We start from the raw sequence: 25,919 nt of genomic DNA on the forward strand, positions 1-25,919 counted from the left end.
TGAAGAATGTTTCTTTCCAGTTTCTCAATACGATGCTTACTTTCATGATTCGCCTCAGTATTGCGTGATAAGCATCAGAGATAGATGGGATAACGAAGCCAGTATGTAGAAAATGATGATCGACTTTATCTGTGATTTTTTCTAACTCTCCCGCTATAAGCCCAGTAGAATTCACTCATGTAATAGGTTCAAACGCATATAGAAATAACTGTTTTTCAATGCGTTTTCTTGGTTTCATAACAATCTAACAATCCCCTCTTTAATTTAGAGATTTAGCAGAGCAATTAATACAGGCTTGACCGACAGAGGCTAGTAGCGGAGGTAGCTAGGCAACTGAACAACACTTACCGGACGCAATCCGTGGAAAATTCAGCACGTAACGATTTTGGGCAATATATCAGTGATATTGTTGGTACTTTAATCGACATCATTCCCTTGTCACCACTGATAAAAAATACGATTAGTACAGTCAAAAATAGCATCGTATCTGTTGCTAAATCCCTGTAGAGCCTGTTCTTTTAACTTCTTACGTTAACTCACCGTTTAACCTTGCCGTAAATCCCTGCCGTGATTTTGTTGTTATTTTGTTGTGATTTTGTTTCAGCCTTACTACTCACCATAGATAACCCATTGATTTATTGGGTAATACATATTTGCATCACGGTAACTTATACTAAATAGTAACTATCTGCGCCCCTGTTAGCTGATAACCATTAAACCATTCATAGCGACCTGTAACCGTGGCTTTGTTTTCTTTCTGGCAGGTCATTAGCTCCAGCGCGTTAATATTGAATGCCACTAGATTTAATGGGTACGGGCTACGCTTGTCACTCTCCGCCTGAATAGTCATTGTGGCCATAACTTTACCTGTGCGGTTCTAACTCTCTCAGAGGCTTTTATTACCGTTCCTGACGTGTTGATCCTGATTGATTTCGCTTTTCTCATTTTTGGTTTATTCATCTTGATACCATCACAATATAAGCCACCGGTTAAAATATAATTCAGGTAGGATTCTGTGTGTATAGATAATCAATCTAATTATCAGAGGTGATCGAAACGTTAATTTAACCATGATGATACGGGATTATCCTGTATGTGGCTATAACCTGTTGATTATACTTAATTCCGTTAAAACGACGGAATCAAAATACAACTAATTGATAACGTTTAATTCAGTCACAAAACCAGATTAACGCTCATTGGTCATCGTTTCAGTGACCAATGGTAAGAGGTGGCAACACATTGTTTTTATTGCGAGAGGTCACAGTGACCACTAACCTTGTCACAACTCATTGATGTAACTACTAACGGTCAAATTGATCGCCAGAAACCTCACCGTAATCTCACCGTTATCGGCTTAATCCTCCCCGTAACATCCCCGTTTAATCTTGCCGTAGTTCGTTATTGTTGCTATCTATCTTTCCCTCATTAGTGAGGGCAACATCAATTTTATAATATTACGTTATGTCCACTCCCCTTTAATTGAGACACACCAATTTAGCGTTTTCTAACTGTTGACGATAGGCCTCCGGTGGGAGGTGATTTAAACTTTCATGGGTTCGATTTTGGTTATAATCTTGCAGCCAAAACCACGCTAATTCTCGCACTTGGCTTAATGGTTCAAATAAATACGCATTTAAAAACTCACGACGGAACGAACCATTAAAACGTTCGATAAACCCATTTTGCTACGGTTTTCCCAGTTGAATATGGCACAGAAAAATTTGGTTATCTTCACAATAATTCAATAAGTTAACTGAAATGAGTTCAGGACCATTATCGACTCGGGTCTGTTTCGGCAACCCTCTTTCGGCTTTCACGCGTTCCTTCATCAATAATATTGAGGGTTCTGAAGCGTTTGCCGCAATATAAACTGTCGTGCATAAAATCCAATGCCCATTGAATATTCGGGACTTTCTCTATGACTAATGGTCTTTTTTCACGCTTCGGAAGCACTTTTTTAACCCGTCGTTTCAGATTTAATCCTAATTCACAATAAACGCGATAAACTCGTTTATGATTAAAAGGATAACCTTGAAATCTCAGTCGAAAATAGCATTTCCAGAATCCCGACTGTGGAGATTTAGCTAAAACGGATTGTATGGCATCGATGACGATTTTATCTTTCTCTAATTATAGCTGTCTTATTTTAGGGGAAGTGGACAATGCCAGTAGAAAGCGTGATGATGTAAAGAGATTGTGGGTGGAATGTTCTAAAAATAGCAGGAGCATTTAAGCACCACATCCACAATAATATATGGTGCTTGTGAGTTAGTCGTGTAAGTCAATTAGTATTCATTTTTTTAATTGTTCTTGATAATGCTGAATCTTAAGTTTTAAGTTACTTAAGTGTTCATTCAAAGATAAAATTTGCTTTTCAAGGTTAGCGTAGTGTTCAGTCAGCAAATTCATTCTCTCAAGTGAGGTAGATGAGCCTATATTTCTTAGTATCGAGTATTCTTTAATCTTTTTTAAAGGCATACCCGTTTCTTTTAAGCGAGTAATAAACTTAACCCACTCAATATCATCTTCAGAATAGTACCTATGATTATTGGTTTGCCTAGATGATTTCAATATTCCTTCTTTTTCATAGTATCTAAGGGTGTATATGGTGAATCCGGTTAGTTGTGCAAACTGACTGATTGAATAATTCATGTATTACCTAGAAATTCCTTGACCTAGAGTTAACTCTATCTTTTACCATTTTGAGACTTTTGTCAAAGAGGGTGTGTTATGAAAAATAAACATTATGCGGTCGTTACAGGTGCGAGTTCAGGTATTGGACGTGAAATTTCAATAAAATTAGCTGAACGCGGGTTTAATATTATTGCAGTAGCGAGGCGAGACTCCTTGTTGAATGAATTGAAAGTCGAATTAGGCAAGATTAATGAAGGCATTGAGGTTGTCACAAAATCATGTGATTTATCTATTATCGATGATGCTATTTCACTTTATGAAGAGCTGAAAGTTTTTGATATTCGAGTATGGGTAAATAACGCTGGTGTTGGGTATTATGGGAAAGCATTTTCTCAGCCAATAAAAGATACAAAAGCTTTATTAAATTTGAATATTAATACACTCGCGATTTTATCGTTAATGTTCGTGCGCGATAACCAGAATATTGATGGTTCACAGCTGATCAATGTAAGTTCAGCAGGAGGATACACTATAGTACCTACAGCCGTTACCTATTGTGGTTCGAAATTCTTTGTCAGCTCTTTTACTGAGGGGGTGGCACATGAATTATTAAACTTAAACGCTAAAATTAAAGTTAAACTACTGGCTCCGGCAGCTACTAAAACAGATTTTGGTCGAGTTGCTAACGGGGTAGAATATTATGATTATGATAAGGTGTTTGGTACATATCATTCTAGCGAGGAATTAGCTGATTTCTTCATTCAGCTATATGATTCAAATAATGTTGTTGGATACGTCGATAGAGAAAGTTTTAGCTTTAAATTACTAGATAATAAAATGCCTTACGCGAACAACAACAAATTTAATCAAAAAATATAAGTACGATGAAACCGCCAAGGCATAAGCCGAGGCGGTTATATATAATTGGCCTTATCAACGAAAGGGAGCACCAAATATCACATGAAAAAATCATGATAAGTGACTTTAAACGTTGATGATTTAGTGACACGTTAGGACAATAGTTTTTTGGACATCGTATAGGGGCTAATGTGGATAGAATTATTTGATTTTAGAGTAATAAATAAAATGAAAATATAAATTTCTATCCTTAGGGGTGACGCTAATTATGAAAAGAGAGCTAAAAATAACAAAACAAAATTCACATGCGTTATTAAATTAATAGTGTACGAAACCGCCGGATTGGTACATATAGTTATAACCATGTACGAAAACTAGTATAGTTAATTTCATACTCGAAATATAATTGATACATTCATTTCGTATAGGCAATTTAATTATGTCTCGTGTTTTTGTTTATTGCCGAGTTTCAACCCTTGAACAAAACACCGAAAACCAAAAGCGTGAAATTGAAGCTGCTGGTTTTTCCATCATGCCTCAACGTTTAGTTGAGGAACATATCAGCGGTTCTGTTGCTGCAAGTGAAAGACTGGGATTCAGTCGATTAATAGACCGTATGAAAACTAGCGATGTATTAATCGTTGTTAAACTCGACCACCTTAGGCGTAATGCTATGGATATTAGAAAAGCGGTAGAGCAGTTTGCTGAATCTGGTATCAGGGATCATTGCCTAGCATTAGGTGGCATTGATTTAATAAACCTTGCCGGAAAAATGACTATGCAAGTAATTTCTGCTGTTGCTGAATTTGAGCGTGATTTACTTCTTGAGCGTACTCATTCAGTTATTGAGCGAGCCAAAAATGCAGGTAAGTATTTTGGGTGTCCCCTCGCGTTGAGCGATGACCAAAAAAGGAAGTTATTAAGAGGATTGGCTACGGTCAGAGTATCAGCTCAATAGCTAAAGAATTTGGAACAACTAGACAAACAATTACGCGGGTTAGGGCAGCTAATCAGGTTCCTATTACCTGACATAGTTTTGCTTCCTGAACTGATCATTATTTGGTGCACACATGGGGATCGATTTTGATTTTCTTTGATCAGGAAGTAGAAAAGGAAATTACTTGTCGGTGTTTACATGAATTTATCTAGTATATAAACTCTGATTACATAACTAGTCATTTTACTGAAACTGTTTGTAATAAGCTAGATAAGTTCATAGAAAGTATGATTTTATAGGGGTTGTAGATAATTCATTTTAACCTTCGTCTGTGCTAGCCTTTAGTTTTTCATTTTTTAATATGGAGTCATTATGAAATTCAAAAAAATCGCCATTCCTCTCTTTTTCGGTTTATCTTCATTTGCTTTTTCAGAAAGTGCGATTGAATTAAGTAGTAATGAAAATGAAATATTAAACTCTCTGATTAACGATGATATTGAAACTAGCTTAACTGGTGGTGAGAGTTTATTTTCAAATAATATGATCTACAGCTCAGCACATGATATGAGGGAAGTTTATTCTAAAAATGAAGCTAGAGGAGATAAAAAATTCAAAGGAAAAGACATAATAATTAACGGAATAGTTGATAATATCCATTCTGGACTTGGTGATATCCCTCAAGTTCATTTAAAAACAAAAGATAAGTTTCATGGAGTAGTGCTAAGTTTCTCAAAAAACTATCAAGATATACCCATAGATTTAGATAAAAATCAAGAGGTTGTATTTTATTGCAAAGGGGGCAGTGTTGTTGTTGGCTCTCCAACATTAAAAAACTGTGCGCCAATAGAAGTTGCAAAAGAAAAAATTAAAAATGATATTGATAATTCCTTTCAGTATGCATTAAAAAACCCATCGAAAGCAGATAAAAAACAAGCTCAAATAATATCTACGATTAAATACTTATCAGATAAATCTAATGATATGAACGAATGTAAAACTAAAGACACAAATTGCTTTGCTGAATTACACAAAAAATATTTTAAACAAAAAAATGCAAAAGAAGAGTTGATAGAAAAGGCAAAATTATTAGGTTTTTCTACAGAAAATAATGATAACAAAAAGGTATAAAATATATTTAGCCCCTAGATATAGGGGCTTTGCCGCGAAGCATTAGCAACATTACCGAGTTTTCTAAGGTGTTTAAAGCACTTCCGAAATCCCAAATATGATATCTTTCGACGAGCATCGACTTAATTCAGTTTTGCATACCTACGGGTCACCTCGGCTTTATTCGATAACTGTGATTAATGGCTTACCCGACATTACTCATTATCGTCATATAAATGGTTCTGATGTGGTGCCTCGTGTATCACCTGAAGCTAATCTTGAAAGCTATCTTCTGTCTTATAAAACCGCTTTCACTGCGTTATTAAGTGTATTCTTTTTGCATGGATATGCAAAAATGACACCTTTACGTCGCCAACAAATGGCAAAGACATTCATTTCACTGCGATTCTTCCTGAAGAGATAGAAGCATTACCGCCTTACACGGTATACCGTTCTGAAATTTGTCGTAAAGAGAGTCGAACGGCGAATATGAAATCCTATATGGCTCCGGGGTATCATCGAGAGTGGTACCCGTTAACGGTGCTTGCATTAAATAAAGTGGAAGTGGTCACTATCAGAGGGCATAGATAACGGGCGCTTATTACTGAACGAATTAATGAGGCTGGTTATCAAACGAAAGGCGGTAAAGTGTGGGATAAGGATATTTATTCAGCGTGGAAGCGTCACAAGGATATTATAGAAAAACTCATTTAATTATAAAGCATGTAGGGGGCGGTTTTAGCTAACTAACTCGCCCGTCTAACAAAAAAAGATTAGGAAAAACTATATGAACTCTGTTTAATAAAGGCAGTTAGAAGATGACCAGTCTTTAATTAATCCATTTTTATCGGTAATAAAGTTATCTACACATAAGCGAGGGTTATTAAGGTACGGGTCATTAGAACTATTTTGGGTTTTCTTAAAGGTATATTGAGAGCCCCCATTCTGTCTCTTATGAACTCCAAAAGGACTGCCCCTTTGCATTATTAGGTCATCTATAGATTTACCAATCCAACTTTAGCGGCGATTTTTGAATTCATACTCTTCTTTTTCTCTTTCTAACTGTGCTTTTGATTTCATTGTGGTGTTATTATTCCCATTGTTTTTGTGCTTTGCACCAGGGACACCCGTTAATGCATAAGTTATGTCTGATATGGTATCTCTATGTTTCTGGGTACAACCACTTAATAAGATCAGTGAAACCAAAATAAGACTTAAATTAGATTTTTTATTCATCGAAGATAGCTCAAAATTAATAAATTATAATAATTTCATATATATGCGAAATTTAAGTGTATCTTATACTAACTATAGTAATTATTAGACATATAAGAATCGTTCGATATTGATGTAGAAATAACCTAATACCCAATATTACACCAATCAAAACGGTACAAAAGATATTGTCCACTTCCCTTAAAATGAAATAGCGATAATTAAGTTCAACCTGAAGTTTTATGAAGTAGCAAACTGCGAACAACCTTGATATTTCTCAACAACTCACCATAACAATTGATAACAGGCCATCATTGAACAAAGCCAGCCGGAAAGGGGCTTTAACGCTACATTTCTATTTCATGGCCAACTGCGAAATTCGCACTTTTGTTCGCAATTTTCAAACTGCGAATTCGCAATTTCGTTCGCAGTTTTAGTACGCAATTTTGGCATCAATGCGCAATTTTATTTGATACTAAATACTATTTACTTATCAGTATATTACTTAAAAATAGCTCAAATTAACTGTTTAGTGTGAGGGTTTCGTTTTGCACAATAACCTCTAGTTTTCTAGCAAGGCTAGTTTTGGCATGTGGAACAAAGGTACTGGCTAAATCTGGTGCAGGGTTATACTCTGCCCTACCAGTAATAATGGCGTACTTCCATACTTCGCCGCAACGTTGGCGCACTTTCTTTAGTTTCCCGGTTGCTCCGCGCTTTTCCATAATAGAAAGCACTTCAAGTAATTCCATGGGTTTGATTTCGGCAATCGGGCAATGACCTATATAAGGAAATACATCTTTTTTCGAATGCGTCCATCATGTCATCACGATACCCAACAGACCAGCGATCCTTTCTGCCCTCATACCATTCAAGGGCAAGATTTTTAAAGGTGTTTTCAGTTTGGTTAATGGTGGTCGCTTTTTCTGCTTTTCTGGATTCATTTGGATTAATAGCATTGGCAACCTGTTTTCGTGATTTGTCTCTTTTCGCTCTTGCTTCAATGAGAGTGACAACAGGATAGATACCTAACGATATCATTTTAGTTTTGTCAGCAAATTAATAGCGATAACGCCAGCCTTTGGAGCCGTTAATTTCAACTAATAAAGATAGCCCGTTGGCATCCGCCAGCGTGTAGAATTTTACTTTTGACTTGCACGCTTGATTGCCATGTCTGTTAGCTTTATAAATCACCAATATTGTAGAAGGGAATTCGATACAACAAATTGCAGAGATTTAGAAAGTCGATAGTCGATTTTATTAGCGTGAGATTTTGTTAGGAGATTGGATTATTACTGAATAATAGGAGATTTCAGAAAACGCTAGGAGATGTTGAAATGGCGGAGGAGGAGAGATTCGAACTCTCGGATGGTTTCCCATCGGCGGTTTTCAAGACCGCTGCCTTCAGCCGCTCGGCCACCCCTCCGCAATGACGTGCACTATAAACATCTGGGCTTTCGATGTAAACCCTTATTTTTATCAATTGCTATAAAAATAGACGCTTAGCGTATCGTTGGGCTAAATTATCGGCATATTTAACAGGTTACTTGGGTTATTGACTATTTTTTGCTAAATTTGCACTCTATTTTTGTTTAGGTAGAAATTTGTATGTTGCGTTTTAACGGTCAAGAAATTGAGACTGATTCACAAGGCTACCTTATTGATAGCCAACAATGGAGCGAGGCGCTTATCCCTCTTCTCGCTGAGCAAGAAAATATTACGCTGACAGAAGAGCACCTTGAAATTGTTCGCTTTGTTCGTGCCTTTTACGAAGAGTTTAACACCTCACCCGCTATTCGTATGCTGGTAAAAGCGGTTTCACAGCAATTTGGAGAGGAGAAAGGAAATAGCCGCTACTTGTATCGACTATTCCCTAAAGGTCCCGCAAAGCAAGCCACGAAACTTGCTGGGTTACCAAAACCTGTCAAATGCATTTAACTCATTACCCTAAAATTAATAGCGGACTGAAAAATCCGCTATTTTTTCAGTTGCCCAGTTTTCGCTAAAATAATGGTCGATTTTTGCTCCAGGGGGGCCACCTGCATTAAGCCATTCCTCTACAAAGCAGATATCTTGCTCTGAGCCGTAAATGCCTAGCGCAACGCTGCCATCTTCGCGATTACAAACATATCCTTTTATTCCATTCTGATTAGCCCAATGATATGTTTGATAGCGAAAACCAACCCCTTGTACACGGCCATAAATATAAAACAAACGTCCGGCTGCTTTTGTCATTTTTAGCCCCCTTTATCAGTAGATTATTTATAAATAACCTATTTATTACAGTTGTGTTTTATGCGTTGAACAGATAATCTGAGATCGAGGCACTGCTTTTCATGTTACATATAAGACAGTGTATTGCGTTATGAATAATTGTCCATACATTGGCTTGAAAACGCGGAACACTGCCCAGATATAAAGTTATAGCATAAGCAAGGCTTTTAGGAGGTGGCTATGATGATCACCAGTAAATATGGGATCGGGCAACAAGTTAGACATAAATTACTCGGCTACCTAGGCGTTGTAGTAGATGTTGATGCTGAATACTCGCTCGAACAACCGCATGACGATGATGATATTGCTGCAAACAGCACATTACGTGATTTGCCTTGGTATCACGTTGTTATGGAAGACGATAATGGCGAAGCTATTCATACTTATTTGGCAGAAGCTCAAATTACTTATGAAACCGCTGATGACCATCCAGAACAACCCTCTATGGACGAATTAGCTGAATCTATTCGTTCACAATTACAAGCACCACGCCTACGTAACTAATCCTTTATCGTTCATCCACAGTAAAGCAGCGCGTTAGCTGCTTTACTACGTTATGGCGCTTATTTTTCTAAGCCTAACGCCGGAATTTCTTGTTTTGGACACTTATCCATGACAAATTTCATACCAGCAGACAAAGCGATTTGTTGAGCTTCTTCACTGATAACGCCTTTTTGCAGCCATAACACTTTTGCTTTAACGTCTACGGCTTCCCGTGCGACGCCAACGGCAGCATCGGCATTACGGAACACATCTACCATATCTATAGGTTGGGGAATATCGCTCAGCTTTTCATATACTTTTTGCCCTAATAATGTTTGACCCGATAGTTTAGGACTAACCGGAATCACGGTGTACCCCTGCTCTAATAGATATGCCATCACTTCATAACTTGGGCGATTTTGTTTATCACTTGCTCCGACCAATGCGATCGTGTTAACACGCCGTAATATTTCAGCAATTTCTTGACTATCCATCAAAATATCTCCCAAAATCAGTAAACTATTAACTCACAATATGATATACCTTGTCCTGCGTGATCACTCAATTTCTCTATTATAGGCCATCACGCTAAGGTTGCTGGCAATACGGGAAAACGTATTTATTCCACTTTAACCATTTGTTATAAAATAATAAATTGATTTCCCTAATTATTTCCATAACAACCAGCCACAACAGGTAAATAAGTATTATTAATGCTCTTAGCGTGATATCACGCGACTTTTAAGGGAACATCATGGAATCAACAACTCGTAGAATAAAAACCCCGAAAAATATAGCACTGGTTGCCCATGACCACTGCAAATCCTCGCTATTAGCATGGGCGACAAAAAATAGTGAGCAGCTAAAGCCTCATAAACTGTTTGGGACAGGAACGACAGCCAGTCTAATTAGTCACCATACTGGTCTTAATGTCACCGGTATGCTGAGTGGCCCGATGGGAGGTGACCAACAAATTGGCGCAATGATCGCTGAACAAAAGATCGATGTGATGATATTTTTCTGGGATCCACTCAATGCGGTTCCTCATGATCCCGATGTTAAAGCCCTATTACGCTTAGCAACAGTCTGGAATATCCCCGTTGCGACCAACCCCGCAACAGCAGACTTTATCATTACCTCACCATACTTTGATGGTGAAATTGATGTCGTTATTCCTGATTATCAACGATACTTGCAAGAGCGCACCAAATAACGAATCAGTGCCGGATAGTTCGTGTCCGGCACCTATCATCCATTATGGTTTTTTCTGTTTAGGAACACCTAACTGCTTTAAGATATCCACAAACTCTGAAGGCTCATCAGGATGGTAAAGTAGCCATACCTGCTGTTTAGCACGCGTCATTGCAACATATAATAATCGTCGCTCTTCCGCATACTCGAACTCTTCGTGTTTCGGTAGCAAAACCTGTTCCATAATAGATTCTCTCGCCACCGCTGGAAAACTATCTTTCCCACTATTAAGCCCACAAATAATGACATGGTCCGCTTGTTTGCCTTTTGAAGCATGAATAGTCATAAACTCGATATTCAACTTCGGCCAGCGTGTTTTAGCTTTATTTAAAATTTCGGGTCTTAAGTAATGGTAACGCGCTAAACACAAAATAGTTTCATTATCTGTAACGTAGCCACTCATTTTGTCTAATAAACGCTCTAGCGCATTTTCATCGAGCAAAATGACCGATTTCTTACTGCCTTTCACTAAGCTATTGAGCGGTTTATCGAGTTGAGTCGGATTTTGTAATATGAAGCGATTAGCTATTTCGCCAATACGTTCATTAAATCGATAAGTTGTATCTAAAGCGCATAGCGCTCCTTGCCCAAAATTTTGTTCAAAAGATGTTGTGAGATCTAATTCTGCACCACTAAAACGATAAATCGCTTGCCAATCATCACCAACTGCAAAGAGTGAGGTCTGCTTATTTTGCTGACGTAATGCTTGTAACAACTTTGCTCTTAATGGTGAGATATCTTGGAACTCATCAACTAAAATATGCTTCCAAGGACTGATAAAACGCCCTTTCTCCAATAAATTAATTGCTTGGTGAATGAGTCCCGAAAAATCAATAGCCCCTTCTTCTTTTAACGCACTCTTCCATGCTTTTAAAAGAGGCGACATAAGACGAATACGTTTTTGAAATAGGCTTTGTTGCTGTTCATCTGCGGCCTCGATCATCTCTTTTTGGCTGCCACCATGCATACGCATTAAGCTTAACCAACGATCTAACCGAGTAACGACCCGTTTACTGATTTTTTCATCTTGCCAAAACTCACCTTCAGGAACATCCCACTGTAATTCATCGGTTAACCACTCACGCCACCCCTTGGCTTGTGCTTTTTTACTACTACACTGTTCGCGCCATTCATTAAGTAATAATTCACTGCGTTTTTGTGAATTTATTTCTAATTCACTGATAACTGGTGATTTGTTACTACCTTCACGAATAATCTGTAGCGCTAATGCATGAAAGGTTTTTGCCTCAATATCCTCTTGTTGCAAGCGCTCATGAATGCGCTCATTCATTTCTTGAGCCGCTTTACGACCAAAAGCCAATAATAAGATTTGCTCAGGCTTAGCGAGTCCTCTTAAAAGCAACCAACCTGCTCTGGCAACAAGTACCGATGTTTTTCCGCTCCCCGCACCAGCCAGCACCAAAATATTTTCTTCGCCATTAATCACTGCCAGAGATTGGCTGGGGTTCAGTGGTGATGTTTCAACATGTTGAAAAAAGTCACCATAGCGTGACAATATTGATTCACTCCATTGTTGATTAATATGCTGTCGACAGCGTTCGCCATCTTCTAGCCACTGTAAGCAATAACGATAAGCGGCAGCACAGTTTTCAAATTGGCTAACACGAGCCAATGGCAAAGGGAGAGACGAAAATTTTTCGCTAATTTTTTTCCGAAAGGACGCTAACTCACGTAAGTTGAGCCAACTATCTTGTTGAGTTTGTTGCTGAATAGATTTTGCGAGTGAAGTCAGGACTTCAGCACTGATTTCACTCATTTCTAGGCTCCATTGCTGCCACTTATCATTTAAATAATGATAAAAGCGTTGAGTTTGCTTCCATTCAGTACCATGTAAACGTACGACTTGCTCATCAGAGAGTTCAAACTCTAGCTCTCCCCAGACAATGCCTCTTTTACAATGGATATCAATTAACTGATTAAAAGGTATAAGGTATTGATGTTTTTCCCCACTCACCTCAATGCCAGCATTCAATAAGCGAACCCGATTATAGGGATGCTGAGCCAGGCGCTGCCCAATCTGTGTTGATTTCAGTTCCATACATCCTGCACCTGAGTTGTTCAATTATGAAAATAACGGTAGCTTGATTCCAAACAGTTTTTTATTACTCATAAACACGCTATCCTATATAGACTCTACATAATTCGAGTTGCATCTAGAAAATGTTCAACAATGTGTTGAAAAGAAAACTAGATTATATAGGCACTTAAATTTGCAGGTTGAAAACACATCAACAACTAAGCAACTTGAAATATGACGAGTATAGACTAGGGAATGTTTGCCTTTGAGGTACTTTGTGTTAACGCTGCTTACCAGTTATCGTCGTGTTTTATATAACAGCCATATTTTATATTATATCCGAATCTTAATCGCCCTGACAGGGACGACTCTCATTCCTTGGTTATTAAACCAAGAGCCCAAAGTCACAATTCCCTTAACCTTAGGCATGGTTGCGGCGGCTCTGACGGATCTCGATGATAGATTAACTGGCCGCTTAAAAAACTTAGTTATCACACTATGTTGCTTTTTTATCGCATCCGTCTCTATTGAATTGTTATTCCCACATCCAATACTTTTCTTCTTTGGTCTGGCAATTTCAACCTGTGGATTCATTCTATTGGGCGCATTAGGTCAACGCTATGCTACGATTGCTTTTGGTGCGTTATTAATTGCCATCTATACCATGCTGGGTGTGCCTATTTTTGATACATGGTATCAACAACCTGCTTTGCTACTCATTGGTGCTATTTGGTATAACGTCTTGACCTTAATCGGCCATATTCTATTTCCAGTTAGGCCGTTGCAAGATGCCATTACGCAATGTTATCAGCAATTAGCGGCTTATCTTGATGCTAAAGCTAACCTATTCGACCCCGATTTGGAAGATGACTACCCGCAGTCAGTCTACGAGCTAGCACTCGTTAATAGCACATTAGTCAGTACGATGAATCAAGCAAAAATAGCGCTTCTTAGCCGACTAAAAGGTGATCGCGGACAAAAAGGCACCCGTACGACGTTACAATATTATTTTGTGGCGCAAGATATCCATGAACGTGCCAGCTCATCACACATTCAATACCAACAGCTGAGTCGCACCCTGCGCCACAGCGATATATTATTCCGTTTTCAACGTTTACTGAGTATGCAAGCAAGAGCTTGCCAGCAAGTCGCTCAATCAGTCCTATGGCGTAAACAATATCAACATAATCCACGCTTTGAAGGTACTTTCACTTACCTTGAAAACTCACTGCAAATACTTAAGCAACGCTCCCCAGCGATTCATGAAATAAAAGCGTTGTATAACTTACTCAAAAACTTGAAAGGTATTGACGTGCAATTGCGTGGGCTTAGCCTTGAACAGAATTCACGGCAACACCACAATAAACAAATTGAACAATTATCAGATGAGTCCCCTTCAGGTCTCAGTGATATTATTGCCCGCTTTAAACATCATTTAACGCCTAAGTCTGCACTTTTCCGCCATGCCGTTAGAATGTCACTCTTACTCTGTACAGGCTATCTCATTATCCAGTTATTTGATTTAGAAAGAGGATATTGGATTTTATTAACCAGTTTATTTGTTTGCCAACCTAACTATAGTGCAACCAAACGACGACTCGCACTACGGATAATCGGTACCCTCATCGGGATACTCGTTGGGTTACCTTTATTAAATTTTGTGCCTTCAATGGAAGGACAGCTGACCTTAATCGTTATTTCTGGTTTGCTATTTTTTGTTTTCCGTAGCAGCCAATATGCTCAAGCAACCCTATTTATTACCTTGCTTGTTCTCTTTTGTTTTAACCTATTAGGAGAAGGATTTGAGGTTGCTCTTCCTCGGGTCATTGATACTTTAATCGGTTGTTTTATTGCCTTTCTTGCAGTGAGCTTTATATGGCCTGATTGGAAATTTCGCCAATTACCTCAAGTGGTACAAAAAACCATGGACAGCAATTGCCGTTATTTAGATGCGATTTTGCAACAGTACTATCAAGGTAAAGATAATAGCCTTGAATACCGAGTAGCACGGCGAGATGCCCATAATAATGATGCAGAATTTGCTTCTATTGTTTCGAATATGGCATCAGACCCGAAGTCCTATCAAGTCACCCAAGAACAGGCATTTAGGCTTCTATGCCTTAACCATACATTGCTGAGCTATATTTCCGCCCTTGGTGCACATCGAGAGCAGATGCAAAATAAGGATAACCTCACGATTTTAAGTGATGCTATTTGCTATGTAGAAACCTCATTGCAAATCCTGACGTTGGACGCTCAAGCCGAAGAGAAATCAGAACAGTTACGAGAAAGTATTACGCGTCGCATTGATAGCATATCCGTCAGTGATGATGAAAAAACAGTACTGATTATGGAACAAGCAAGATTATTACTGGAGCTTATTCCTGAAATCAAGGCTATGATCATACAAATTAATACGTCAGCAAATCATTATGTACGCGAGCAAAATTAAGTCAGTTAGCCGATAAATAAAACAGATGAGCGGGTGTCAAAATGTGGCGAAACAGTGACATCCCCTCTCATCGTTTATCTCACCTTAATTAGCCCTACCCCACACTGTTATACCAATTGATCAATTCTTGTTTCATTTGTAATGGTAAAACAGCACTATGATAGCCTTCTATTGCCCCCGCTAATCCAATCAGTAATTTAATACTAGGAGAAAATCGCCCCAACTGTTTTAGCTTCAAAAAGCAAGCTTTCGCACCTATTGCTCGTAAATCATCAACTTTATGAATGCCGATTTTGCCTAATGCTCTCTCTACTGACATATTCATATTCGGTAAATCTTTGATGCGTAATACCGCTGATTGTTTTTGTTTTCGTTCTTCAATCGCAGAACGATAAGCTAACTCAATACAATGGAGCAATAACTCTTCATTTTCCCATATCTGCTCAGGGATCTGATAATAACGCAGTTCTAGCGGTATGCCTTTTTTGCTAAACACTAGCCGCCTAAGTTTAATAGATTCAAAGTAGCTTCTTGCAAAAAGACATCCACGTAAATATAAAAGGCCATCTAATGTTAACCCGATGATGGCACTATCGATGATTAGACAATATCCACCAAAGTGGTTTTTCTTTTTAAACTCACCAAAACGTTTTAATAGCTGATCTAATCGAGGATCATTCTTTTCCAGTAAAGACATACACCCAAGCTCCTTATGAGTATTCATCTACTTCCATCCTTGTATGTGAAACTATAAATATCCTAATTTTACAAACAATTAGCAGAAACCTATTCTGAGATGAACAGCCTAAAACTCCAAGAATATTGCAGATAAAAACACCAAAGTTGCGAAGCGCTTTGAAAAAATAGGCTTGATATTGTATGAATATACAGTTACTGTATATTCATACAGCTTGATTGGTGAGGTGAATTATGGCTATCTATTCTTGGAACAAAGCAACTGAACATTCTGTTAACCACAGTACGCAAGTCATGCCTTCAACTCCACATATCCATGATGCCATGCAGCATGGTATGGTGAGTGAACTGGTTTATGATGAAAAACATCCTATTATGGATTACATCCTACTGCCAATGTTGCGCCAATTTGGTGTGCAATCTCGCTGGTTGCTTTGGTTGAGTCCAAATAAAAAGTTGAGTCGCCATTGGCTAGAGCAGTCTGGTTTACCTATAAATAAAATCATGCAATTAAGTAATATGCCGTCAATAACGACAATAGATGCAATGGAAAAGGCATTAAAGAGTGGTAATTACAGTGTCGTACTCGGCTGGCTTCCTGAATTAAATGAACAGGACTTTGCTCGATTACAAAGCGCGGCTCAAGAAGGTCATTCTATTGGCTTTATTATGCGCCCTCAAAAAACACATAATATTGCAAGTATCCATTCTGGACAGCTAAATAACCTAAAAATTCACTCTAACTATTATCACTAGCCAAGATTAAGAATATTCTTAGTAAATTTGACATTTGGATATAACAAGCTCAAAAAATGTAGAAAAAATAATTGAGATCAATGGGATAGATAATAATCAATCTAAAATTAGGTTATGTTTATCTCTCTGATTTATCCACTAAAATATGTTTTTTTATAACGATTTTTGCTTGCTCTACTTGTATCTTTTTAAGTTCGTTGTAGACTTTAGCTTGTTAAGGTTATGGCATTATTTTTTACTTTTTATAAATTTTTGTAGATAATGTCAGCGAAACCTAGCAAGTATTTTAAACCAATGGCGAATAATAAGGCTCATTGAAGCCATGCCTATATTGGATGATAACGAGGCGTAAAAAATGAAAAAGACAGCTATCGCAGTAGCAGTGGCAGTAGCAGCTTTCGCAACTGTTGCGCAGGCAGCTCCAAAAGACAACACTTGGTATACCGGTGCTAAACTGGGTTGGTCTCACTATGAAGACACAAGCTTTACTCCAGTTGATCGTAATGCAACTGTAGGTAACAGTACTGACCGTGATACTTTCGGTGCTGGTGCATACGCAGGTTACCAATACAACCAGTACATGGGCTTCGAGCTTGGTTATGACTGGTTTGGTAAAATGAAATACAAAGGTGCTGGTAACAACGGCGACCTGAAATCAATGGGTGTTTCTCTGACGACCAAACTAAGCTATCCAGTAATGGATGACTTAGACGTTTACACTCGTTTAGGTGGTATGGTATGGCGTACTGATGTTAAAGCACATCAAGAAGGTCAACCAAATTACAAAGAAAACGACACTGGCGTTTCTCCTGTATACGCACTGGGTGTTGAATATGCAATCACTCCAAACTGGGCGACTCGTTTAGACTACCAGTGGGTGAGCAACATCGGTGATAACGATAACTTGGGCGTACGTCCAGACAACGGCATGCTGAGCGTTGGTCTAGCATATCGTTTCAACCAAGAAGCAGCGCCAGTTGTTGAGCCAGCGCCAGTTGTTGAGCCAGCTCCAGTTGTTGAGAACAAACGTTTCACTCTGCGTTCAGACGTTCTGTTCAACTTCAACAAAGCAACTCTGAAGCCAGAAGGTCAGCAAGCACTGAACGAACTGTATAACGAACTGAGCAGCATCGACCCAACTCAAGGTCGCGTACTGGTAGTTGGTTTCACAGACCGTATCGGTTCACAAAACTACAACCTGCCACTGTCACAAAAACGTGCTCAGTCAGTTGTTGACTACCTGGTAGCTAAAGGCGTTCCAGCTAGCGCAATCGCTGCTGAAGGTCGTGGTAAAGAAGATCCAGTAACTGGTAACAAATGTGACAACGTTAAAGGCCGTGCTGCTCTGATCGAGTGTCTGGCACCAGACCGTCGCGTTGAAATCGAAATCCAAGGTACAACTGAAGTTGTAACTCAACCAGGCGCTTAATAACAAGTTCCTCGGTCGAATTTCGATCTGAACACAAAAAACCCCATTTCGATGGGGTTTTTTTTATCTCTAAAGTCACTTAAAGCAGGCGATAGCCTAAGTCTTATCCCGTCACAACTAGGCTTTGCTTATATCCCAGTCAGTGAAGCGTCAATGATTACATCTTTTACTCATAGAGCATCGCGATCTTAGTTGATCATTCAATAACAACAAACGATCAATATTACGGCTTGTTAGTATTTGAATTACCTAAAATCGCTTGCAGATCTTCTTTTAATAAGCTCATTTGGCTTTCATACTTATCCTTATGCTCTGCATCCTCGATCAACTGAATGATCGTTTCCGATAATGTTTTATTGCGCTTAACGGCAAGATTAGATAATCGCTGCCAAACAGAAAAATCAAGGTCAATAGACTTTTTTCTCGTATGCGGATGCTCTGCATTGAAATGGCGTTTACGCCTAGCGCGAATACTCTGTTTCATACGATTATCTAATTGTGGATTCATATGTAAATTAATCCACTTCATAACATCTGTCGGCCGATTCTCCATTTTTAACAGCAAGGCAATCGCTTCATCTTCTGCACTTCTTTCAATATATCGAGTGATTGCCTCACCACTTCTGGACTTCTTCACCAGATAATCCCATTTCCAGCCACATTCTAGATTTTCAAGCTGTTGATATTTCATAATTTTTCCCGACGAAGATCGAATCTAGTTTTATATTAGCAATTTTAACTGAAGAAGCACAATTCAGCGGTAACAACAAACAACCCTTCACAAAGAAGATAACAACTTAACACAAAATAGTGTACAATCTGCCCTCATCTGTTAACAAATTAATGAATTAGCATGTCCACATTTGAATGCATACTCCTCGTTTATGGAATAGGTGGCGTATGCTCTGCTCTAATAACACTACGCCTAACAAAAGACCCTAACATAGTTATGAGATTACTCAGTGCACTACTTATAGGCGTTACATGGCCAATGTCTTTACCTGTTGTACTGTTATTTGCTTTATTCTAGTCGATTATACGTCAATTATTGCTGCAAGATTGACGCTCAGACGCTAATATAGCAACCTTGCCCAATGGGTAATAAATGGACCTGAAAACAATGTAAAATATTCAAACAGGATTCAGGCATACGCGCCCTGCTCACCAACAGGCATTTTACTTATAATCATTTTAATAGCAGAAAAATTATAGTGATCAGTCAAGAACTAACATGGCAAGGCCTAACACCTGAACTAACACCTTATCAGGCAACTTTTGTCTCTTCAGATACCCTGACCCCTGCTACTTTGTCAGAAATTCAACCTAGGCTATTTAATAGCATTGAACGTTTTATCAAAGAAAACTCACGCACTCGTTTCATGTTTATCAAGTCTGAGCAAAGTGAGCATTATTTACAGGTATTTTCTGAAGCGATCAGCCCTTTACTGACCCAATTTTCGCCGATTAAGGGTGATTATCAGCTCACTGACAATAAACTCGCTTTTAAATGGCATCCTGAAATTGACGGACGCTTTTCTAGCCAGACTAAGATTGCATACCGCGACTGGATAGAACCAGAACAATTGTTTGGCTATATCACAGCTTCACTGCATTTAGTTCCTGGATTATTACATCAAATCAACGGTGGTGTCCTAATATTATCGGCATCATCACTGATTGCCCAACCATTGATGTGGCAAAGATTACAGAATATGGTGGCTCGTCGCCAACTTGAATGGTTGCCATTTTCTGATAACCAGCCTCTACCTATAGAAATTGATGCTCAACCGCTTGATATAAAATTGATTATCGTTGGTGATAGGCTGGAGTTAGAAGAATTTGAATATATCGACTCAGAATTATTTGAGAATGCTATCTATGGTGAATATGAACCCATCATGTTCTTTGATGATAAAGAACAATTAGTTCTGTGGATGCGCTATATCAAATCACTTATTGACGCTAATCATTTGCCTGAAATTGCCTCCGATGGCTGGATGACGTTTATTACACAAGCTACGCGGTTTTGTGAAGACAAGTTTAATTTACCTCTTGATAGCCAATGGCTCATCCGTAAATTAACCGATGCGTCTCATTACCAAATCGATAACATGATGGGTGATGAAGCATTCAAACAGGCACTTGAAAATCGCCTATGGCGTCATAGCTTTCTTTCTGAGCGCTCACAAGACGACATCTTACAGGAACAGGTTTTTATCCGAACAGAGGGAGAAGTTATCGGCCAAATTAATGGTTTGTCCGTTTTACAGTACCCCGGTCACCCTGAAGCGTTAGGTGAGCCTTCACGCATTACCTGTGTGGCACATTTAGGTGATGGTGAATTTGTGGATGTTGAAAGAAAAGCAGAGCTTGGTGGTAATATCCATGCTAAAGGCATGATGATCATGCAAGCTTATTTAAATTATGAACTAAAATTAGAGCAGCCACAGCCATTCTCAGCCTCAATTGTCTTTGAGCAGTCCTATGGTGAAGTCGATGGTGATAGCGCTTCTTTGGCTGAACTATGCGCCCTCATTAGTGCATTAGCACTACAGCCTATCGATCAACAAATAGCGGTAACCGGGGCGGTAGATCAATTTGGTTATGTGCAACCTATTGGCGGCGTGAATGAAAAAATTGAAGGCTTCTTCGATATATGTGCTCAACGTCACTTAACAGGCCAGCAAGGTGTCATCATCCCAATGGCAAATGTCCGCCATCTGTGCCTCAATCAAACCGTTGTTGACGCAGTCAAAGAAGGTCAATTTCATATATGGCCAGTAGAACATGTCGCTCAAGCGATCACCTTACTGACCAAACAAGCTTACTTTGAGCAACAAGCTGAAGGTGACAACGTACACTTGTTAGCTTTAATTCAAGAACGGATAAATCAAGCTAACTCGCCAGAAAAACCAAAGCTTCCTTGGTTTCTGAAATGGCTTGGTTGAGTAAAAAAATATCAGATCGGAGTTGTTCAGCGTACAAGTGTAAGCTATCCTGTATCCTTAAACTTAATTAAGGCTATAAGAAGAACATGGTTGATAAACGCAGTTCCTACACAAAAAGTGATTTAGAAGCTTCTGGAAGAGGCGAATTATTTGGCGAAAATGGGCCTCCATTACCTTCTGGCAATATGTTGATGATGGATCGCATCATCACCATGACTGAAGATGGCGGTTCTTTCAATAAAGGCTATGTCGAAGCTGAACTGGATATCAATCCAGACTTGTGGTTCTTTGGCTGCCATTTTGTGAATGATCCTGTTATGCCTGGCTGTTTAGGTCTGGATGCGATGTGGCAGTTGGTCGGCTTCTACCTTGGTTGGCTGGGTGGCGAAGGCAAAGGTCGCGCATTGGGCGTTGGTGAAGTTAAATTCACCGGACAGGTTCTACCAACAGCGAAAAAAGTGACTTACCGTATCAATTTTAAACGTGTTATTAATCGTAAATTGATTATGGGACTTGCTGATGGCGAAGTATTAGTTGATGGTAAAGTCATTTACGTTGCTAATGACCTGAAAGTTGGTCTATTTAAAGACACAAGTGCTTTCTAAACCGACTGACGCTATATGATCTAAAACCTCCGCAATCGCGGAGGTTTAAAATTGTGGTTTAAAGGGAATTAAAAAACCGTTTATCTAGGTTCTCTAATCAGTAAGTTATGCTGTGCTATGCTCTGCCTATGCAGAGAGTGTCGTCCGGTCCTCCATGGCCTTTCGCCAGCCTCCCAACCAATGCGAACGCGCGTCCACCGACTGATAAGGGCATAATTCTTTTGAACGCCCTGCAATACCTGCTTGATAACCTCTTGATAAAGCTCTTTCTAAACGGTCTCGCTTCTGTCTTTTCATGCCTTACTTCCCTCATTGTTTAAATGGAAAAGAAAACAGCACCTAAAACCCTTAATAGCTTTAAGTTAAGTCATTAGTCAGATTGTACTTAACGACGTTCTCTGTGTGCACCTAGAAAACCTAGGTGATAGCTTAGTTTGTTAGCGACAGGAACCTAAAACTACATAGGGCTCTTAATTTAGGTACAGTATAGAAATACCGCTGGCAGTTCAGAAAATCAAGTAAAGAATTTCATATGAATGTCATAAATGTTATAAATGTGATATATACATTCAAAAAGTGACAACTAATTGATATTAAATATATTAATATCATATTCCTTATATAAGTTCATAGTACGATAATTTATATTTGAATGATTTATAAGCAGTTTTACAAAAAAAATGCGCCTCCGTTGATGAAAACACGAGGCGCATTTATCCGTAATCATAGTGTTAATTAGGGTTTGCTGATCTCTTTCGCTATCCCATCTGCCACTTGCTGCCATCCTTGCGATAAGGTGCGCACCAAATCAGGATAACCATCTTCTTTTTGTTCAAGCTGTATATCAAAGTTACGGCGGATCACTTCACGACCATTCGATAATGTCCAAAAACCTTGTACTAAAACCATCCCATCATAACGCCCATTAAACGCGGTCAGCGTGATATCTAGCGTATCAGGTGAATTCTGTAGCGGCTGTAGAGACACTAAGCGCCCCGGTAACGCAGACGATAGTTCACTGACCATGGATTGTCCTAACTGCTGTTCAAGTGGACTAGCCCATAAGTGTGAGCTTGCATTACTGTAGCTGACATCCGATGTCTGGTAAGTAATGCCGTTTGATGTCAAAACATCAGCCAACATAACTCGTTGCAGCCAAATTTGATTTTGTTGCCCCATCACTACCGCTGTTTGTGTTGCCGGCGCTTTTACCGGCAATTGGTAGTACATTTTTTCAGGGGTGCTGCTACAAGCCGCCAGCATTAAAACAAATATCGATACCAGATATCTCATTATTTTTTCACTCCTTTAGGCACAGGATCCTTCGACGGCTCGGCCTCGAATACTAAGGCATTACTCTTATTATTCAACGTCCGTAATAATGGCTGCACTTCCCTAAGCACCTGATCTAAACGCTGCATATTATCAACCATCTTATTATATGCTGGTGAGCCAGGTTGGAACCCTTGCATTGCTCGATTCATCTCGTTCAAGGTTTTTTGCAAGTCTCTAGGTAAGTTCTGGAACTCTTTACTGCCCATGACTTTATTCAGTTCAGCCAGCATCACCTGCGCTTCTTTAATCGTTTTCTGCCCTTCAGCCAGTGTTTGGGTCGTTTGATTCAACATAGGCTCAATCGGCATACTATTGATTTTATCCAAGACTGAAATCACTTTTTGCTGAATTTGCGCCAAACCACCACTGGTTGTTGGAATCACTTTATAACCAGCCACCACATCAGGCCCTTTATAATCCGGTACGTTAGGCACGAAATCAAGGTCAACAAACAGCGCTCCTGTCAGGAAGTTACCTGATTTCAGTGAGGCACGAAGCCCATCTTTCATCGCTAATTTCAGTTCATTTTTCAGATTGAAGTCAGCCCCCACATCTTTTCTGAATCGTTCTGGCTCTATATGGATTAATACCGGAATGCGGAAGTCATTATCCAGTTTCTGATCAAGACCTTCAGTATAGAAAGGCACTTGAGCTACTGTACCTAAACGGATACCACGGAATTCTACAGGCGCCCCAGGCTGTAAACCTCTTACTGAATCCGAGAAGAACAGAACAAAATCTTGATACTCGGTATACAGGGAATTTTGGATACTACTTTGGTTATCAAAGAGTTTAAATTCCGTATTTTCTTTCACCCCTTCACCGGGGACCCAACCTGCTGGCACATCAAAACTAACCCCACCAGCAAGTAAGGTTGCTATTGATCCCAGCTCCACATGAATACCTTGCGATGACATATCGAAAGCGATGCCGCTATCCTTCCAAAAGCGCACATTGGTGCTAATGAGCTTATCATACGGCGCATTGATGAATAGCTGATAGCGCATATCACGCTTATCCATGTCAAAATTACTGGTTTCAACAGAACCGACACGATAGCCTCTAAACAAGACAGGGTCCCCAGGATTCAATTGACCAGCACGATCACTCACCAATATCACTCGGATCCCTTTTGCATCAGGAGAAGCTAACGGAGGCGAATCTAACAGCGTAAATTCGTTATGCTCTTTTGATGAACTACCGGGTTGTAATTCAATGAATACCCCTGATAGCAATGTTCCCAGACCTGTCACACCTTCACGGCCGATAGCTGGTTTCACAATCCAAAAAGCAGAATCAGTGCGTAGCAAATCTTTCATATCGCTATTAAGGCGAGCCTTAATGACAACTCGGCTAAAGTTGTCGTCTAATGTCACACTTTCAACGATACCAATATCTACACTACGGCTTTTAATCTTGGTTTTACCGGCTTCAATGCCTTCTGCATTATAAGTAATTAACGTCACTTCAGGGCCTTGATGGCTGAAGTGATAAAATAATATCCAAGCACCAATTAAGACAGTGATGATAGGGATCACCCATACAGGTGACCAACTTTTCAGTTTACTGACTTTGGCATTGGCCTGTGGCGTTTTTTGTTCACTCACCCGATGGCTCCTTCTTGTTCAACAACTTTTATTGCATTTTTCTTTTCGCAGCGATCCCATGTCAGTCTGGGGTCGAAAGTCATCGCAGCAAACATCGTTAAAATGACCACGACGCCAAAGAAAATAACGCCCTGTGCAGGGACGATACTCATTAATTGCCCCATTTGAACTAATGCAGCCAAAATGGTAATAACAAATACGTCAATCATTGACCAACGACCTACATATTCAACTAATTCATAAATAAAGTGCATACGATGGGGGTCTCGATTGCCATACCCCTGAGAATCAAGGCATAGCCACGCAATACCTATCATTTTTAATGAAGGTACCATAATACTGGCAATAAAAATCACTAACGCAACGGGATATGAACCATCCCCCCACAATAGTATTACGCCATCCATAATAGTCGCCGGCATGTCGCTACCCAGCATATTGGTTGTCATGACAGGCAGCAGATTCGCTGGGATATACAATATAAAAGAAGTCAATAACAGTGCGGCTGTCCATTGTATGCTTTGATGCTTACGCACACTACCATGTGCATGGCAGCGAGGACATTGAGATTGCTCAGCGGGTAAAATCGCTGTACACACTAAGCACAACCGAACATTTTGACTGATCCCTGTACGTCCAACCTCTAGCTTTTGTGCCAATTTTGGGGCAGGTTCGATTTTGTTCCACATCCAGTGCCTATCAAGGCATTGAAACGCCCTCACTTGTAAAACACAAAATAAACAATAAGGCAAAAAGCTTAATCCAACGCCAATATCCCCATAGGCAATCAGTTTCACGAAACTGACCAGCACGCCCGCAAGGAAAATTTCTGCCATACACCAAGATTTCATTTGAAACAGGATACGGCTCATCCACACTTTAATCGGTTTTGGTACATACACTTGCATACCAAAGAGTATGATAGTCACCATACAAAAGGCGGGGATCACTAATGAAAAAAACAGAAAGAATAGAGCCAACCCGCTGTAACGGGTTGTCGCGATAATCTCTATAATTTGAAATAAAGAGATTTCATTTTCGATTCCGGCCGCACTCATTTTGACAAATGGAAACATACATGCAACCAGCAGCATGATTAATGCACTGAATGCATATGCCGCTGGCTGCTTATACGGATAGCGCCACTTTGCAACCAACACAGTATGGCAACGTGGACATGTAGCTTTAGTGCCTTGCTCTAATTCAGGCACTGCAACTAGCATGTCGCACTGTGTACACAGCACATGTTCATGAGACTCATGAGAGCACAAGGTGATTCGCCCCTTCTATT

Annotated in this window: 24 protein-coding genes, 1 tRNA gene and 4 pseudogenes; 14 read left to right on the plus strand and 15 right to left on the minus strand. The window is 39.4% G+C overall.

The features are described from left to right. Positions 1 to 269 precede the first annotated feature (269 nt). A pseudogene (locus O7C57_RS13970) lies at positions 270 to 507 on the plus strand (GTPase family protein); the annotation flags it as partial. A 166-nt stretch (positions 508 to 673) separates the two neighbouring features. On the opposite strand, the gene O7C57_RS13975 reads toward O7C57_RS13970, so the two are convergent. The 3 genes and pseudogenes from O7C57_RS13975 to O7C57_RS13985 form a co-directional block, all read right to left on the minus strand. Continuing rightward, on the minus strand, positions 674 to 859 hold the full coding sequence (locus O7C57_RS13975) for a hypothetical protein (RefSeq protein ID WP_231131865.1): 186 nt from the start codon (positions 857 to 859) through the stop codon (positions 674 to 676). A 619-nt stretch (positions 860 to 1,478) separates the two neighbouring features. Then, positions 1,479 to 2,130, minus strand: a pseudogene (locus O7C57_RS13980) (integrase core domain-containing protein); the annotation flags it as partial. Positions 2,131 to 2,295: 165 nt separating this feature from the next. Then, entirely contained in the window at positions 2,296 to 2,655 is a 360-nt protein-coding gene (locus O7C57_RS13985) for a MerR family transcriptional regulator (protein WP_154624582.1), read from the minus strand. Between the two features lie 78 nt (positions 2,656 to 2,733). On the opposite strand from O7C57_RS13985, the gene O7C57_RS13990 reads away from it, so the two are divergent. The 4 genes and pseudogenes from O7C57_RS13990 to O7C57_RS14005 all read left to right on the plus strand — a co-directional run bounded on the left by O7C57_RS13990 (position 2,734) and on the right by O7C57_RS14005 (position 5,963). Then, entirely contained in the window at positions 2,734 to 3,516 is a 783-nt protein-coding gene (locus tag O7C57_RS13990; RefSeq protein WP_154624581.1) for an SDR family NAD(P)-dependent oxidoreductase, read from the plus strand. Between the two features lie 418 nt (positions 3,517 to 3,934). Then, positions 3,935 to 4,524, plus strand: a pseudogene (locus O7C57_RS13995) (recombinase family protein). A 280-nt stretch (positions 4,525 to 4,804) separates the two neighbouring features. Continuing rightward, positions 4,805 to 5,560: an OB-fold protein gene (locus O7C57_RS14000; protein WP_196714077.1), complete on the plus strand. Its 756-nt coding sequence runs from the start codon at positions 4,805 to 4,807 to the stop codon at positions 5,558 to 5,560. Between the two features lie 97 nt (positions 5,561 to 5,657). Further along, on the plus strand, positions 5,658 to 5,963 hold the full coding sequence (locus O7C57_RS14005; RefSeq protein ID WP_249999115.1) for a hypothetical protein: 306 nt from the start codon (positions 5,658 to 5,660) through the stop codon (positions 5,961 to 5,963). 593 nt (positions 5,964 to 6,556) lie between these two features. On the opposite strand, the gene O7C57_RS14010 is transcribed toward O7C57_RS14005, so the two are convergent. The 3 genes and pseudogenes from O7C57_RS14010 to O7C57_RS14020 form a co-directional block, all read right to left on the minus strand. Continuing rightward, on the minus strand, positions 6,557 to 6,775 hold the full coding sequence (locus O7C57_RS14010; RefSeq protein WP_247047438.1) for a hypothetical protein: 219 nt from the start codon (positions 6,773 to 6,775) through the stop codon (positions 6,557 to 6,559). Between the two features lie 563 nt (positions 6,776 to 7,338). Continuing rightward, a pseudogene (locus O7C57_RS14015) lies at positions 7,339 to 7,941 on the minus strand (tyrosine-type recombinase/integrase); the annotation flags it as partial. A gap of 151 nt (positions 7,942 to 8,092) precedes the next feature. Further along, positions 8,093 to 8,180: transfer RNA gene (locus O7C57_RS14020), tRNA-Ser, on the minus strand. Positions 8,181 to 8,362: 182 nt separating this feature from the next. Here O7C57_RS14020 and tusE point away from each other — a divergent pair. Further along, positions 8,363 to 8,692, plus strand: coding sequence for a sulfurtransferase TusE (gene tusE, locus O7C57_RS14025; protein ID WP_154623215.1), 330 nt, complete (start codon positions 8,363 to 8,365; stop codon positions 8,690 to 8,692). Positions 8,693 to 8,707: 15 nt separating this feature from the next. Here tusE and O7C57_RS14030 read toward each other — a convergent pair whose 3' ends face one another. Then, positions 8,708 to 8,989, minus strand: a complete 282-nt coding sequence (locus O7C57_RS14030; protein ID WP_154623216.1) for an acylphosphatase — start codon at positions 8,987 to 8,989, stop codon at positions 8,708 to 8,710. A gap of 219 nt (positions 8,990 to 9,208) precedes the next feature. Between O7C57_RS14030 and hspQ the strand changes: the two genes are divergently transcribed. Next, positions 9,209 to 9,532, plus strand: coding sequence for a heat shock protein HspQ (gene hspQ, locus O7C57_RS14035; RefSeq protein WP_195848159.1), 324 nt, complete (start codon positions 9,209 to 9,211; stop codon positions 9,530 to 9,532). A gap of 59 nt (positions 9,533 to 9,591) precedes the next feature. Here hspQ and O7C57_RS14040 read toward each other — a convergent pair whose 3' ends face one another. Further along, positions 9,592 to 10,005, minus strand: coding sequence for a CoA-binding protein (locus tag O7C57_RS14040; RefSeq protein WP_154623217.1), 414 nt, complete (start codon positions 10,003 to 10,005; stop codon positions 9,592 to 9,594). Between the two features lie 260 nt (positions 10,006 to 10,265). Here O7C57_RS14040 and O7C57_RS14045 point away from each other — a divergent pair, with 260 nt between their 5' ends. Then, positions 10,266 to 10,724, plus strand: coding sequence for a methylglyoxal synthase (locus O7C57_RS14045; RefSeq protein WP_154623218.1), 459 nt, complete (start codon positions 10,266 to 10,268; stop codon positions 10,722 to 10,724). Between the two features lie 42 nt (positions 10,725 to 10,766). Here O7C57_RS14045 and helD read toward each other — a convergent pair whose 3' ends face one another. Then, positions 10,767 to 12,821: a DNA helicase IV gene (helD, locus tag O7C57_RS14050; RefSeq protein ID WP_154623219.1), complete on the minus strand. Its 2,055-nt coding sequence runs from the start codon at positions 12,819 to 12,821 to the stop codon at positions 10,767 to 10,769. A 256-nt stretch (positions 12,822 to 13,077) separates the two neighbouring features. Here helD and yccS point away from each other — a divergent pair, with 256 nt between their 5' ends. Then, positions 13,078 to 15,252 carry a YccS family putative transporter gene (yccS, locus tag O7C57_RS14055; RefSeq protein ID WP_269723257.1) on the plus strand — a complete coding sequence of 725 codons (2,175 nt, stop codon included), beginning with the start codon at positions 13,078 to 13,080 and terminating at the stop codon, positions 15,250 to 15,252. Positions 15,253 to 15,346: 94 nt separating this feature from the next. Here yccS and O7C57_RS14060 read toward each other — a convergent pair whose 3' ends face one another. Continuing rightward, on the minus strand, positions 15,347 to 15,949 hold the full coding sequence (locus tag O7C57_RS14060; protein WP_230085824.1) for a TfoX/Sxy family DNA transformation protein: 603 nt from the start codon (positions 15,947 to 15,949) through the stop codon (positions 15,347 to 15,349). Between the two features lie 233 nt (positions 15,950 to 16,182). Here O7C57_RS14060 and sulA point away from each other — a divergent pair, with 233 nt between their 5' ends. After that, positions 16,183 to 16,704, plus strand: coding sequence for an SOS-induced cell division inhibitor SulA (gene sulA, locus O7C57_RS14065; RefSeq protein WP_154623222.1), 522 nt, complete (start codon positions 16,183 to 16,185; stop codon positions 16,702 to 16,704). Between the two features lie 355 nt (positions 16,705 to 17,059). Beyond that, positions 17,060 to 18,133, plus strand: coding sequence for a porin OmpA (gene ompA / locus O7C57_RS14070; protein WP_163862600.1), 1,074 nt, complete (start codon positions 17,060 to 17,062; stop codon positions 18,131 to 18,133). 223 nt (positions 18,134 to 18,356) lie between these two features. On the opposite strand, the gene matP is transcribed toward ompA, so the two are convergent. Next, positions 18,357 to 18,824: a macrodomain Ter protein MatP gene (gene matP, locus O7C57_RS14075; protein ID WP_154623224.1), complete on the minus strand. Its 468-nt coding sequence runs from the start codon at positions 18,822 to 18,824 to the stop codon at positions 18,357 to 18,359. A 162-nt stretch (positions 18,825 to 18,986) separates the two neighbouring features. Between matP and O7C57_RS14080 the strand changes: the two genes are divergently transcribed. From O7C57_RS14080 to fabA, 3 genes are all read left to right on the plus strand, one after another. After that, positions 18,987 to 19,163, plus strand: coding sequence for a GhoT/OrtT family toxin (locus O7C57_RS14080; RefSeq protein WP_154623225.1), 177 nt, complete (start codon positions 18,987 to 18,989; stop codon positions 19,161 to 19,163). Positions 19,164 to 19,344: 181 nt separating this feature from the next. Then, positions 19,345 to 21,081 (plus strand): Lon protease family protein, encoded by a 1,737-nt coding sequence (locus O7C57_RS14085; protein ID WP_269723258.1) that lies wholly within the window; start codon positions 19,345 to 19,347, stop codon positions 21,079 to 21,081. Between the two features lie 86 nt (positions 21,082 to 21,167). Next, positions 21,168 to 21,686 (plus strand): bifunctional 3-hydroxydecanoyl-ACP dehydratase/trans-2-decenoyl-ACP isomerase, encoded by a 519-nt coding sequence (gene fabA, locus O7C57_RS14090; protein ID WP_154623227.1) that lies wholly within the window; start codon positions 21,168 to 21,170, stop codon positions 21,684 to 21,686. 126 nt (positions 21,687 to 21,812) lie between these two features. On the opposite strand, the gene rmf is transcribed toward fabA, so the two are convergent. From rmf to pqiA, 4 genes are all read right to left on the minus strand, one after another. Beyond that, the gene (gene rmf, locus O7C57_RS14095) at positions 21,813 to 21,983 is read right to left on the minus strand and encodes a ribosome modulation factor (RefSeq protein ID WP_154623228.1); all 171 of its coding nucleotides are present in this window, start codon (positions 21,981 to 21,983) and stop codon (positions 21,813 to 21,815) included. A 438-nt stretch (positions 21,984 to 22,421) separates the two neighbouring features. Next, positions 22,422 to 22,979 carry a membrane integrity-associated transporter subunit PqiC gene (pqiC, locus tag O7C57_RS14100; protein ID WP_154623431.1) on the minus strand — a complete coding sequence of 186 codons (558 nt, stop codon included), beginning with the start codon at positions 22,977 to 22,979 and terminating at the stop codon, positions 22,422 to 22,424. Then, complete coding sequence (gene pqiB / locus O7C57_RS14105; protein WP_196714088.1) at positions 22,979 to 24,628, minus strand: intermembrane transport protein PqiB; 1,650 nt, start codon at positions 24,626 to 24,628, stop codon at positions 22,979 to 22,981. The genes pqiC and pqiB overlap by 1 nt, the downstream gene beginning before the upstream one ends. Continuing rightward, entirely contained in the window at positions 24,625 to 25,899 is a 1,275-nt protein-coding gene (gene pqiA / locus O7C57_RS14110; protein WP_154623430.1) for a membrane integrity-associated transporter subunit PqiA, read from the minus strand. Before pqiA ends, pqiB begins: the two co-directional genes overlap by 4 nt. Positions 25,900 to 25,919 lie beyond the last annotated feature (20 nt).

Source organism: Providencia sp. 21OH12SH02B-Prov, from assembly GCF_027362595.1.
Classification (GTDB): domain Bacteria; phylum Pseudomonadota; class Gammaproteobacteria; order Enterobacterales; family Enterobacteriaceae; genus Providencia; species Providencia zhejiangensis.